The sequence below is a fragment of the Paludibacter sp. 221 genome, assembly GCF_010501035.1.
Taxonomy (GTDB): domain Bacteria; phylum Bacteroidota; class Bacteroidia; order Bacteroidales; family Paludibacteraceae; genus QVMH01.
This window is the reverse complement of record NZ_QVMH01000062.1, coordinates 638-13,146: the sequence shown is the minus strand read 5'-3', so window position 1 is coordinate 13,146 and position 12,509 is coordinate 638. Positions and strand designations below refer to the sequence as shown.

At 43.2% G+C, this 12,509-nt stretch carries 10 protein-coding genes; 7 read left to right on the top strand and 3 right to left on the bottom strand.

The window, feature by feature from the left end; genetic code table 11:
* Positions 1-183: 183 nt before the first annotated feature.
* Positions 184-1,074, top strand: a complete 891-nt coding sequence (locus D0T49_RS11825; RefSeq protein ID WP_163631779.1) for a D-isomer specific 2-hydroxyacid dehydrogenase family protein — start codon at positions 184-186, stop codon at positions 1,072-1,074.
* On the opposite strand, the gene D0T49_RS11820 is transcribed toward D0T49_RS11825, so the two are convergent.
* Positions 1,061-1,849: an aspartate dehydrogenase domain-containing protein gene (locus tag D0T49_RS11820; protein WP_163631775.1), complete on the bottom strand. Its 789-nt coding sequence runs from the start codon at positions 1,847-1,849 to the stop codon at positions 1,061-1,063. The two genes, D0T49_RS11825 and D0T49_RS11820, sit on opposite strands and share 14 nt — an antisense overlap.
* Positions 1,850-1,997: 148 nt before the next feature.
* On the opposite strand from D0T49_RS11820, the gene D0T49_RS11815 reads away from it, so the two are divergent.
* The 4 genes from D0T49_RS11815 (at position 1,998) to D0T49_RS11800 (ending at position 6,100) form a co-directional block, all read left to right on the top strand.
* Positions 1,998-2,609: a DUF5063 domain-containing protein gene (locus D0T49_RS11815; RefSeq protein ID WP_163631772.1), complete on the top strand. Its 612-nt coding sequence runs from the start codon at positions 1,998-2,000 to the stop codon at positions 2,607-2,609.
* Positions 2,610-2,635: 26 nt separating this feature from the next.
* The gene (locus D0T49_RS11810) at positions 2,636-3,256 is read left to right on the top strand and encodes a 3'-5' exonuclease (protein ID WP_163631769.1); all 621 of its coding nucleotides are present in this window, start codon (positions 2,636-2,638) and stop codon (positions 3,254-3,256) included.
* Between the two features lie 2 nt (positions 3,257-3,258).
* On the top strand, positions 3,259-4,437 hold the full coding sequence (locus D0T49_RS11805; RefSeq protein WP_163631766.1) for a class I SAM-dependent rRNA methyltransferase: 1,179 nt from the start codon (positions 3,259-3,261) through the stop codon (positions 4,435-4,437).
* 346 nt (positions 4,438-4,783) lie between these two features.
* Complete coding sequence (locus tag D0T49_RS11800; protein WP_163631763.1) at positions 4,784-6,100, top strand: hexokinase; 1,317 nt, start codon at positions 4,784-4,786, stop codon at positions 6,098-6,100.
* Between the two features lie 66 nt (positions 6,101-6,166).
* On the opposite strand, the gene alaS is transcribed toward D0T49_RS11800, so the two are convergent.
* Complete coding sequence (alaS, locus tag D0T49_RS11795) at positions 6,167-8,779, bottom strand: alanine--tRNA ligase (protein WP_163631781.1); 2,613 nt, start codon at positions 8,777-8,779, stop codon at positions 6,167-6,169.
* Positions 8,780-9,221: 442 nt separating this feature from the next.
* Here alaS and D0T49_RS11790 point away from each other — a divergent pair, with 442 nt between their 5' ends.
* Positions 9,222-10,193: a M23 family metallopeptidase gene (locus D0T49_RS11790; RefSeq protein ID WP_163631760.1), complete on the top strand. Its 972-nt coding sequence runs from the start codon at positions 9,222-9,224 to the stop codon at positions 10,191-10,193.
* 16 nt (positions 10,194-10,209) lie between these two features.
* Positions 10,210-11,049 (top strand): glutamate racemase, encoded by an 840-nt coding sequence (gene murI / locus D0T49_RS11785; protein ID WP_163631757.1) that lies wholly within the window; start codon positions 10,210-10,212, stop codon positions 11,047-11,049.
* Between the two features lie 122 nt (positions 11,050-11,171).
* On the opposite strand, the gene D0T49_RS11780 is transcribed toward murI, so the two are convergent.
* Positions 11,172-12,350 carry an FISUMP domain-containing protein gene (locus tag D0T49_RS11780; protein WP_163631754.1) on the bottom strand — a complete coding sequence of 393 codons (1,179 nt, stop codon included), beginning with the start codon at positions 12,348-12,350 and terminating at the stop codon, positions 11,172-11,174.
* Positions 12,351-12,509: the final 159 nt, after the last annotated feature.

Below are 12,509 nucleotides of genomic sequence, written 5' to 3'. Positions count from 1 at the left end.
CCTTTAGGAGAAAGAAAATGGAAGAGAATTTTTGAGAGGGACTTTGAGACTGAGAAACAAAAGAACAATATCTGACGAATTTGGTGTTTAAAATGTAATTTTGGCGAGGTTTCCCTAGTATCAAACCGATTTTTTTGAAGGTATTAAGTCTTTTAGTATCTTTACTGTTTTAATCCCGATATCATGTTCAGTAAACTTGTAGCAATAGAACCTGTAAGTCTGGTTCCAACAGCAGAAGAAGCGTTGTACTCTTTTGCAAAAGAAGTTGTAATGTACGACGGCATACCCGCAACCGACGATGAAGTTGCGGCACGCATCGGAGATGCCGACGCTGTATTGTTGAGCTATACCTCCCGCATAAACCGGACAGCTTTGGAGAAATGCCCGAATGTGAAATACATCGGTATGTGCTGTTCGTTATATTCGCCCGAAAGTGCTAATGTAGACATACGCTATGCCAACGAAAGAGGCATTACCGTAACAGGTATCCGCGATTATGGCGACGAAGGAGTTGTAGAATACGTAATAAGCGAGTTGGTGCGCTGCCTGCATGGGTTCGGGCAAGAGCCGTGGGACGGTATGCCGCGCGAAATTACCGGACTAAAGGCGGGTATAATAGGGCTTGGCAAATCAGGGGGGATGATAGCCGATGCACTGAAATTTTTTGGTGCTGAGGTAACTTATTTTGCCCGTAGCAAAAAGCCCGAAGCCGAAGCAAAAGGCTATCGTTTTTTACCCATAGGTGAGTTGATGGCTCAAAGCAAAGTAGTATGTTGCTGCCTCAACAAAAACACGGTGTTGCTACACGAAGCCGAATTTCAACAGTTCGGCAACAAAAAGATACTGTTCAATACCGGCCTATCGCCGGCGTGGGACAAGCCTGCGTTCGTAAAATGGCTCAATGGCAACAATCTTTGCTTCTGCGACACGTTAGGAGCCTTAGGCAGTGCCGATTTACTGAATCATCCGCACGTACGCTGTATGCAGGTGTCGACCGGACGCACACGTCAGGCTTTCGACCGCCTGAGCGAAAAGGTACTGGCCAACTTAACCGAATATATCAAAAAACAATAGGCGACACAATATTAATCAGGGTGCTCACCACCGACCATCCTGCTATTTCGGATGTAGCACTATACACATCGACTACCGCGTGCACCTGGTCATTCTTTATTTCTACCCTCTGGGTGTCACCTATGAAACCGGGAGTAGACTGCATTGCAACCTGCATCTTCTCCGGCCCTACCGAAGCCAGCGAAGCAGCTACCGACACATTTAATCCGGTAGGGAACACACCGATAGCCTCCCTTGCCGTTCCCGAAAAAACAATGCGCTTCTCGGTTTCCAAAGAAGGGTCGTAAACAACCGACCTCCTCAAGGCACGCACTCCTTTTTCGTTAAAGAATCTGGCCGATGCGTTTCCCATCAAAGTAGCCGTTCTCAGCACATCGAAACCACCGGTAGCTCCCGATGCTATATAAACACGTGTGCCGTTTGCCTTTGCCGTCTCCTTCACCTCGTTATAAAAATCAGTATCGGCCAAAGCCCCAATAGACAGGGTAATAACAGAAGTACCGTTTTTCAAAGCAGGCAAGGCTATTTGTTTCATACCGGCAGGCGATGTTGTTTCCACCAAATAGTCGGGCTTTAGTGCCAACAAATCATCCAATGCAGTACACGCTATACAGGGTTTTCCGTGTTGCTGCATTTTAGCCGCAAGATAATCAGCTTTCGAGGCTGTACGCGAATAAACGCCAACCAAATCATACTCCGGCAATAAGCCATTAATAACCGCATTTACAACAATTTCGGCCAAGTATCCACACCCGGCAATCACCAACTTTTTCATACGGGCAAAGATAAGCCTTTAAATACAAACTTCCTCGTAAAACTTATTTTTTGGCAGGAACAGAGCGAGAAGGTCAATAACATTTTAACAATGTAGATAAATACTACTATTTTTCTTATTTTTGTATGTTTTTTACAACAAAAGAGGAATGAACCAGTCGACCGAAAGCATAGTATACAACAAGAGCGTTATCGAATTTGTGACAGTAGTTGCCGAAACCTGTCTTTTTCTGGAAAAGGCAAGCGAGTATTCGCGCAACAGCTTCATATCACAAGCTATAAAAATACTTCCGTTGCTCTACCTGAAAGCAAGCGTTCTGGAAACTCCCGAAGCGGTATTTGAAGATGTGCCCGAACGCTTTGTTACTGAAGACGACTACCAGTTCGTACGCGAACAAATAGAAAACTTGCTGGGGAATGATAATATATATCTGGAAGTATATCACCCCCAAATGAAGTACAGCGACACGCCGATTGCAGCCTTCATCTCGGAGGATTTGGCAGATATCTATCAGGAGATAAAAGACTTTGCGGCAAACTTCCGTTTGGAAATAACCGATATAATGAACGATGCCTTAGTAGTTTGCCTCGAAAGTTTTGCCGAGCATTGGGGGCAAAAACTTTTAAATTCGCTCAGAGCACTGCACGCACTGCGTTACAACGAAGATTTTGATTCGTACGACGATGACAACGAAAATATAGAAAGAGACATACCGCTCGACCGTAACTCATTTATCGACCATCTTCGGGATAACGAATGAGTTTCTGAAAAAAAGCACAGAAACAGATGTTTAAACCTAAAATAACAAAAGAAGAAATAAACCTATTACCCATCGTACATTTCGGAGGGGAGATAATAGTTGTAGACAATGTGTTCGGGGTAGAGGCTGCTATCGACGAGATACGCAAACACCCCATTTTAGGGATAGATACAGAAACAAAACCTTCTTTCAAAAAAGGCAAAAACAACAGGGTTTCTTTAATCCAGATATCGACGTTAGAAAAGTGCTTTTTGTTCAGGTTGAACAAGATTGACTTTCCGCCCGCCCTGATAAATTTTCTTGGCGACAATGATATAAAAAAAATCGGGCTTTCATTGAGAGACGACTTTGCAGGACTGAACAAATTCCACCGGATAAAACCCAAAAACATTATCGACATACAGTCGATAGTAAAAAGCTATGGCATCATGGAACTGAGCCTGCAAAAAGTTTACGCCATTATTTTCGGTGAAAAAATATCCAAATCACAACAGCTTAGCAACTGGGAAAACGAAGAGCTGACCGAACAGCAACAGCGATACGCTGCAACGGATGCCTGGGCTTGCCTCAAAATATATCTGGAACTGATGAGAAATGAGCCTCTGTCGCCGAAAGAAATAGAACAACTAATTTTAGAGTGGTGCTAAAAATGACAACAATATTCCTCAAGCCAAAGAAAGAAGAAAGTTTACTCCGTTTTCACCCCTGGGTATTTTCAGGTGCAATACTCAGGACTGAAGGAAAGCCAAAGGAAGGAGACTTGGTACGTGTTGTGGACAAAGATGGGAATTTTCTGGCTCTGGGACATTATCAAATAGGCAGCATCACAGTACGCATAGTATCTTTCGACGAACGGGATATAGATGCAGGCTTTTGGAACGACCGAATCCGGCAGGCATACGAAGTAAGGAAATCGTTGGCACTGGTCAATCCCGAATATAACAACACTTACCGCCTGATACACGGCGAAGGCGACTTATTGCCCGGACTGATAATCGACATTTACGAAGATACAGCAGTAATGCAGGCACACTCGGTAGGCATGCACGAGATAAGGCAAACGATAGCCGAAGCCATAATAAACAATATCCCTGAAGTAAAAAACGTATATTACAAATCAGAAGCCACCCTGCCATATAAAGCACCCATAACACCCGAAGACGGCTATCTCATTGGCGAGGCGGGAGGTGATTACACGGCATTGGAAAACGGACTGCGTTTTCATGTAGATTGGCTACGCGGGCAGAAAACCGGCTTCTTTATCGACCAGCGCGACAACAGGTCGCTACTGGAACATTACGCAAATGGACGCTCCGTACTGAATATGTTTTGCTATACAGGAGGATTTTCGGTATATGCCATGCGTGGAAACGCCAAACTGGTACACTCGGTAGATAGCTCGGCAAAAGCCATTGAACTCACTAATAAAAATATAGCGCTCAACTTTGCCAACGACAACCGTCACGAAGCATTTGCCGAAGACGCTTTCAAGTATTTCAGCGAGAACAACCAAAAGTACGATTTAATCATACTCGACCCACCTGCTTTTGCCAAACACCGCGATGCCCTCCGCAACGCCCTGAAAGGCTACAAACGCCTCAATGCAAAAGCATTTGAACAAATTAAGCCCGAAGGTATATTATTCACATTCTCTTGCTCTCAGGTAGTTACAAAAGAGCAATTCCGCCTTGCAGTATTCAGCGCGGCAGCCGAGAGCAAGCGTTCAGTACGCATACTCCACCAACTAACCCAGCCTGCCGACCATCCTATCAACATATACCACCCCGAAGGCGAATACCTGAAAGGATTGGTACTATGGGTGGAGTAATTTGAAACCGATCGATATACGCCGCTATAACGACTTCGTCCGTACAGCGGCTTTATGCCGCTTGTCGGATAACACGTCATACCACGTAAAAAATCGCATTGCTACATTGTTACCGCACGATTGCATCGTGTGGTATTTATTAAAAACTCTATTTGTCATACTACGCGAATTTTTCGCGTGGAAGCAATCTAAGGATTATAGATAAAGCAATAAGCTATTTGCCTGATTAAATCCAAAAACAAAGTACCTTTTAAATTTTTATGACCATCATAAAGTTTTTTAAATAAAAAACTTAACTATATTTGTGTCAGTTAACTAATAGTATAAACTGAAAAAATAGGTATTTATGAGAGACAATAGTTTAGACTTAAGCATTGGTAATATGCAAGATATTGCAATAACCCTCCAAAAACGAATTGCTGAAGGATTGAAAAAGGATGGTACTGAAATAGCGTGTCTACCCCTCTATATCGACCTTAAACAGATAGGTGGTCTAACAGAAGGTAGCCGGATACTTGTAATCGACTTTGGTGGAACAAACCTACGTGCTGCTATAGCAACATTAAAAAACAGACTGATTATAATAGAAGACAATTATATCATAAAAAGAGAACTACCCTCGAAAGTAAAAGAAAGTGGATACACACGTGATATGTTTTTCGCGGAAATACTCTCTCTGGTAAAAGACTTACCATTAGAAGGTATAACCCAAATAGGTTATTGCTTTTCGTACCCGACAAAAACAAGTAAAGATGGAACAGATGAGATATTAATAAAATGGACAAAAGGGCTGATGATAGAAGATATGGAGGGAAAACCTGTAGGCGAGCCTCTGAAAGCGTACTTGAACGAAAAACTCAACTCCAAAGGTATTCATTTTAAGACTATTCGTGTTGCAAATGATACGGTTGCCAGTCTGCTCGCAGGACTTGATGGCGAACCAAAGGACAATTCTCACATTGGCATTATTGTAGGGACAGGCTACAATATAGCCTGCCTTATCAAACCGGAAGGAAACAAACTAAAATCAACATATTCAATCCCTGTCAACCTCGAATCAGGTGGTTTGCACCCTATGGGCTATTTATCGGAGGCAGACGATATTTTAAGTATCAATACCGAAGAAAAAAAGTTTGAAGAAGAAGAGGAAACAAACAAGAAAAAAGCAGAAGGAAGAAAAGAAATTTACAAACCCAGACAATTTGAATATAAAAACGAACAACGAATTGAAAAAGCAATATCGGGGGCATATTTAGGTAATTTATTAAAAACAATTTATCCTTATTACGGATTTGATAAAAAATTTGACACCGAAAGACTAAATGCAATAATAAACTATCCCGGTATATATAAAGACGAAATAGTAGCTACAGCATGGAAAATTTACGAACGCTCGGCAAAGTTCGTTGCTACATCGCTGGCAGGGGTTATACTAATGTTAATCGAACAAGATCCCAAATTGGAAAAAATTCATATCAGTGCCGAAGGAAGTTTATTCTGGAGCAAAGCAGGCGAAAATAACAGCTATAAACAAATCGTGGAAACACAACTAAGTTTATTATTGAAAAAGCTGAATCAAAACGTTCAAGTTGAAATATTTGACGAAAAAGAAAACGCAATCTTAAGAGGCACAGCAATAGCAGGATTATTAACAAAAGAATAAGCAAAACAAAAAATCGTTCACTTTTCAGGTGAACGATTTTTGTTTTTATAAAGTAGCTGTTACTTCCTATTTTATAGCTTCCAGAGCCTTCGCTATAGCCTTTTCTATTCCGGATGGATTTTTTCCACCGGCAGCGGCAAAAAATGGCTGTCCGCCACCGCCACCCTGAATTTCTTTTGCAGCTTCGCGGGCTATGTTCACGGCATTCAGCCCTTTTGCTACCAAGTCGTCAGACAACAACACGGTAAGCGAGGGTTTACCATCGTTCACACTTCCGGCTACGAAGAACAGGTTTTCGCTTACCACATTCCGTATCTGGAAAGCAAGCGTTTTTATCATGTCCGGTGCAGCCTCCAGATTCAGATGAATAACTTTTATCCCGTTTATCTCTTCCACATTGGACAATACCTTATCGCGCAACGAAACTATTTTTTCGCGCATAAAATCCTCCAACTGCTTTTTCAAATCAGCATTTTCCTCAATCGTTTTCTGAACAGCAGTAACAAGGCTCGGAGTATTATTGAATAACTCACGTACCGAAGCCATCATATCCTGCTGCATGTCGAACATCTCCTCCAACTTAGAAGCCGTAATAGCCTCGATTCGGCGAACGCCTGCCGCAATCGAATTTTCAGATACTATTCGCAACATTCCTATCTGCCCCGTAGAGTTAACGTGTGTTCCTCCGCAAAGCTCAACAGAAGAGCCAAACCGGACAACACGCACTTTTTCGCCATACTTCTCGCCAAACAAAGCCATAGCGCCCATTCCCTGTGCTTCGGCAATAGGTAGCTCACGCATATCGTGCAGCGGGAAATTCTCCCTGATACGGCGGTTTACCAGATGCTCTGCCTCGCGTATCTCCTCTTTCGTCATTTTCTGGAAATGCGAAAAGTCGAAACGGAGGCTATCGGGGCTTACATACGAGCCTTTTTGCTCCACATGCTCCCCAAGTATTTCTCTGAGCGCTTCGTGCAACAGGTGGGTTGCCGAGTGGTTGCACGAAGTAGCCATACGGTTCTCCAAATTTATAACCGCGGTAAAAGTTTCTGTAACATCTTCGGGCAGTTTTTCTGTAATATGCACAGACAGGTTATTCTCTTTCTTGGTATCAATAATCTCAATACGTCCGTTTTCAGAGGTCAGCGTCCCGCTATCGCCTACCTGTCCTCCCATTTCGGCATAGAAAGGAGTAACCGAAAGCACTATCTGATAAAACTCTTTGTTCTTCTGCTTTACTTTCCGGTAGCGAAGAATCTCAGTTTCAGCCTCGGTAACATCGTATCCTACAAAACGCGATTCGCCTTCGCGCACCACCACCCAGTCGCCGGTTTCGATAGCCGCAGCATTGCGGGCACGCTCTTTTTGCTTTTGCATTTCGGAGTTGAACTCATCAACGTTTACTGTGAAATTATTCTCACGCAATATCAATTCCGTCAAGTCAAGCGGAAAGCCGAATGTATCATACAGCGTAAAGGCTTCTTTACCTGAAATCTCGGTTTTGCCGTCTTTCCTCGCATCGTCCATTACTTTATCAAGCAAACGGATACCTGTTTCCAGTGTGCGAAGGAATGAATCTTCTTCCTCTTTCGTTACTTTTTCAATCAACTGTTGTTGAGAGATAAGCTCCGGATAAGCACCTCCCATAACGCTTATTAAGGTAGGAATCAGCTTGTACATGAAAGCCGAGCGTTGCTCAAGAAACGTATAGCCATAGCGTACTGCACGACGCAAAATACGGCGTATAACATACCCCGCCTTAGCATTGGAAGGAAGCTGGCCATCGGTTATCGAAAAAGCAATGGTACGGATGTGGTCGGCAATAACACGCATAGCGATGTCTACCTTTGCATTTTCACCATATTTGTACCCTGTCAGCCTTGCTATCTCCTGAATTACAGGCTGAAAAACATCGGTATCATAGTTCGATTTTTTACCCTGCAATGCCATGCACAAACGCTCGAACCCCATTCCGGTATCAATCACCTTAGCAGGCAAATCCTCAAGCGAGCCATCGGCCTTGCGGTTGAACTGCATGAATACGTTATTCCATATCTCAATCACCTGCGGATGGTCGTTGTTTATCAAGCTAAGCGCATCCACCTTTGCGCGTTCATCGTCGTCGCGCAGGTCAATATGTATTTCGGAGCAAGGGCCACAAGGTCCTGTATCGCCCATTTCCCAGAAATTATCTTTTTTATTCCCGTTAATAATACGACTGCTTGGCAAAAACTGCGACCAGATTTCGGCAGCTTCGTCGTCGCGGCTCAATCCCTCGGCAGGCGAGCCTTCGAACACCGTAACATACAGACGCTCTTTGTCTATCTTAAGTACATCAACAAGGTATTCCCACGCCCATGCGATTGCTTCCTTCTTGAAATAATCGCCAAACGACCAGTTGCCCAGCATCTCGAACATGGTGTGGTGGTAAGTGTCATGCCCTACCTCCTCCAAATCGTTGTGCTTGCCGCTAACACGGAGGCACTTTTGCGAATCGGCAACACGCGAATATACGATGGGGTCGTTCCCTAAAATGATATTTTTAAACTGGTTCATTCCCGCATTGGTAAACATCAAAGTAGGGTCGTCTTTTATTACCATCGGAGCCGAAGGAACAATTTTATGTCCTTTGCTCTCAAAAAAATCGAGAAACGATTGACGGATTTCCTGTGAAGTCATATTCATATTTTATGTTTGAAAACGTGTTTTCCGGAAGGCGAAAACACCAAATACTTACTTTAGTTATTAATTATCGCTAATAAAGTCTGCAAAAATACACCATTTTTATTACTTTTGCAGTAATTTTGACTGGAAATATTGTATATAAACAGTTACGAGTGATTAGTTACAAGTTACAAGTCTTATTCTCTGAAAATTAAAAACAGCAACATAAGTCACTATCGTACCAATTAGATTGTATTGTAGTCGCATAAGTTCAGTTAGTTTACAAATAGGGAAACAGAGCCTATAAGTACTTCTACATGTGTTCTATGTGTTTCCGTATGTGTCCCTATGTGAGCAAAAATAGTACAGTTTTGTAAGTTTTCAAGAGAAAAATTAAATTAAAAAAATACGCATCATACAAAATCTTCCGTAATTTTGTTAAGATGTAGTATAATATATGGGAAAAAAGAAAAAATTCCGCTTTAATCCTGAAACGCTCAATTACGAACAAATTGAGCATACGCTTAGTTATAAAATTAAGCGTTTCTTTGTGTATATACTCACCGGCGTGTTTTCCGGAATACTATTCTTCTTTGCATTTAACTATATAATAGAATCGCCACGCGAAAAAAAACTTGCAAACGAGAATAAAACTCTACTGGCTCAGTACAAGGTATTGGATAAGCAACTGGACGAATACCAGACTATATTATCCGACATCCAGCAGCGCGACGATAACCTTTACCGCGTTATATTCCAGGCCGACCCTATCCCGCTTTCGGTAAGGAGGTCGATAACCCCGAACAATGAGTACTACGATGAACTGCTGAAAAAGACAAACGCACAAATAATAGTATCGACTACACAAAAACTGAACGAGATAAGAAAGCAGTTGTACACCCAGTCACAATCGTTCGACGAGGTGCTGGAACTGGCTAAAGAGAATGAGCAACGGCTGGCTCATATACCTGCTATACAACCTGTATTGAACAAAGACCTGAAAAGGGTAGCCTCGGGCTATGGCTGGCGTATCGACCCTGTGTACGGAACACGGAGGCATCACGACGGGATGGACTTTTCGGCACCTATCGGCACCGAAATTTTTGCTACAGGTAATGGGACAGTCTTGAAAACGGGATGGCGTCAGGGCTATGGAAATACGGTGGAAATAGACCACGGATTTGGATATACCACCCGCTACGCCCACATGAGTAAAATAAATGTAAAGGCAGGGCAAAAGGTAAAACGTGCCGATGTTATCGGGCTTGTAGGTAACACAGGGAAATCTACAGGGCCTCACCTACACTACGAAGTACGGTACAAAAATATAATCCAAAACCCTCAGAACTTCTACTTCCTCGACTTGTCGCCCGAAGAATACGACCTGATGGTTCAATTGAGTAACAACGCCGGACAGATGTTCGACTAAAATACCACCCTTTTTTATGAGTACTTTTTCGCAAAAACCGGGTGCTATCGGTGTTTTCGATTCCGGCTACGGCGGACTGACTATTTTAGACAAAATACGCGCCGAATTGCCCGATTACGACTATATTTATTTGGGCGACAATGCCCGCACACCTTACGGAACACGCTCGTTCGACGTGGTTTACAAATATACGTTGGAGTGTGTCACTTACCTGTTCGAGGCCGGATGCCATTTGGTTATACTTGCATGCAACACCGCCTCGGCCAAAGCATTACGAAGCATACAGCAAAAAGACCTCCCCATACTCGACCCTGCCCGCCGTGTATTGGGCGTAATACGCCCTACGGTAGAAGCTGTAGGAGCAATTACCAAAAACGGGCACGTAGGGCTTTTAGCCACCACCGGCACTGTACAGTCGGACTCTTACCCGCTCGAAATAAAAAAACTATACAACAATATAGCTGTTACTTCCGAAGCCTGCCCTATGTGGGTGCCGCTTATCGAGAACAACGAGTATAACTCCGGGGGTGCCGACTATTTTGTAAACAAAAACCTGCAAAGCATACTCGCCCGCGACCCGCAAATTGATACTATCATGCTGGGTTGTACGCACTATCCGCTATTGTTGGATAAAATAAAAAAATACCTCCCTGAGAATATCAATGTGGTATCTCAAGGAGATATTGTAGCTAAAAGCCTTGCCGATTACCTACAACGCCATCCGGAAATGGAAAGCCGCTGTACAAAAAACGGAACCTGCCGTTACCTCACTACCGAATCGGTAGAAAAATTTGCGTCATCGGCATCCATTTTTCTCAACGAAACAGTAGAAGCTGAGCACGTAGATATCTGCTGAAATCAAAGCTTTCTCTCAGAATATAAATTTTGCCATCCATACAATGGATATAAACGAGTGAGCTATCATCTCAATTAGAATTACCACCTAAGTTCTTCGCAATAAAAGTGCTCTGCCCACACTTATTCTGCAACGCACCTAATAACTAGCCCCAAGGAGCGGCGATAGCTGCTCGTATTTTGTACAGTACTGTTGAAGAGCAAGAAGTACCCACCAGTAGTACCACCTTGCGTACTACTCCAGTAGTAACCGTGGCTACCACGGTTGAGCAGCGCTCCATCACTGTAGTCGCGGTGACCGGTGGTTGGCAAGAACAAATTATCTCCTACTTTGTACCCGCTGGCGTAGTTGGTTGTGCCTGCTATCCAGCTTGTATTCGTTTTTGTCCAAGCATTATTGTCTATAACCTGATCCCATTCTCCTTTTGTAGGCACCCGCCATCCTGCAGGGCAAGGGTTTGCATTATTCATATTCCATGGAGTATTGGTTGCCGGAGGGGTAGGCCCGGTAGAAGCCCATGTGCCAATCGGATTGGCCGCTGCACTGGCTTGATCTTGTGTCTGGCTTAAAGCAGGCGAACTCACTCCCCATTTGTATTTAGCCCCGTGGATAGCTGCCGCAGGAGTAAAAGGGTCAGCTGTATAATCTGCTCCCAGATTATGACACATAAAATAGAGTATTTTGCTATTAGCCCTTTTTGCATCACAGGCTTTTACTACACTGGCACGCTTACTCTCTACCATACCATAACCGTTGTACACTACGCAATAATAGATATTGGGAAAATAGCCAACAACATCAGTAGGAGTAAAAGTAGGCTTGGTTTCACCAGCTATCTCGGTACTTACTGTGCCTGTAGCATCTGTTTTAAACCATTGATAACTCAGGTTAAAACCTGCTGCTGTAATTTTCAGTGTAGTAGCTGCCGCTGTATCCCAGTTGTCTTTAGTAATAAACTGCGACTGTGGATGTATCACGATTAATGGTGGTTCTCCTGACAAGTCGTCTCCACAATTAGGCAACCATTTACTACCGTTCCATGTTTCCATACAGTCGATGTCGGTATTGAAAATGGTCAAGCCTTTGGCTAAGTCTTCACCGTTAACAGTAAGTGCATCACGCTGGTTTGTGGTTAGTTGTGGCAGACGCAAACCACCTGTAGTACCAGTTACTTCCAAAAGCGAAAAGCTTTCCGGCTCTTTATCTGCCCCGATAGTTACTTGGGCATTAATACTGCCAAATGCCACAACGAGCATTGTAAATAAGGCTAATGTAAACTTTGAAATCTGTTTTCTGTTCATAAGTTGATAATGTTTAATTGTTAGTTATTATTTAGTTACAAGTTAATAGTTACGAGTTACAAGTATTTGGTTTTATTCCCGTCCCTTATAGCGGCTTCGAGTCCGCTTTACGGGTAAATTATGTTTGCTTTATTCTCTCCCTCTCGTTTGCAACGAGAG

Excerpts from the sequence above, each read along its gene's own strand:
- D0T49_RS11805 (WP_163631766.1), top strand. The coding sequence starts at position 3,259 with ATGACAACAATATTCCTCAAGCCAAAGAAAGAAGAAAGTTTACTCCGT.
- alaS (WP_163631781.1), bottom strand. The coding sequence starts at position 8,779 with ATGACTTCACAGGAAATCCGTCAATCGTTTCTCGATTTTTTTGAGAGC.
- murI (WP_163631757.1), top strand. The coding sequence starts at position 10,210 with ATGAGTACTTTTTCGCAAAAACCGGGTGCTATCGGTGTTTTCGATTCC.
- D0T49_RS11820 (WP_163631775.1), bottom strand. The coding sequence starts at position 1,849 with ATGAAAAAGTTGGTGATTGCCGGGTGTGGATACTTGGCCGAAATTGTT.
- D0T49_RS11825 (WP_163631779.1), top strand. The coding sequence starts at position 184 with ATGTTCAGTAAACTTGTAGCAATAGAACCTGTAAGTCTGGTTCCAACA.
- D0T49_RS11815 (WP_163631772.1), top strand. The coding sequence starts at position 1,998 with ATGAACCAGTCGACCGAAAGCATAGTATACAACAAGAGCGTTATCGAA.
- D0T49_RS11780 (WP_163631754.1), bottom strand. The coding sequence starts at position 12,350 with ATGAACAGAAAACAGATTTCAAAGTTTACATTAGCCTTATTTACAATG.
- D0T49_RS11800 (WP_163631763.1), top strand. The coding sequence starts at position 4,784 with ATGAGAGACAATAGTTTAGACTTAAGCATTGGTAATATGCAAGATATT.
- D0T49_RS11790 (WP_163631760.1), top strand. The coding sequence starts at position 9,222 with ATGGGAAAAAAGAAAAAATTCCGCTTTAATCCTGAAACGCTCAATTAC.
- D0T49_RS11810 (WP_163631769.1), top strand. The coding sequence starts at position 2,636 with ATGTTTAAACCTAAAATAACAAAAGAAGAAATAAACCTATTACCCATC.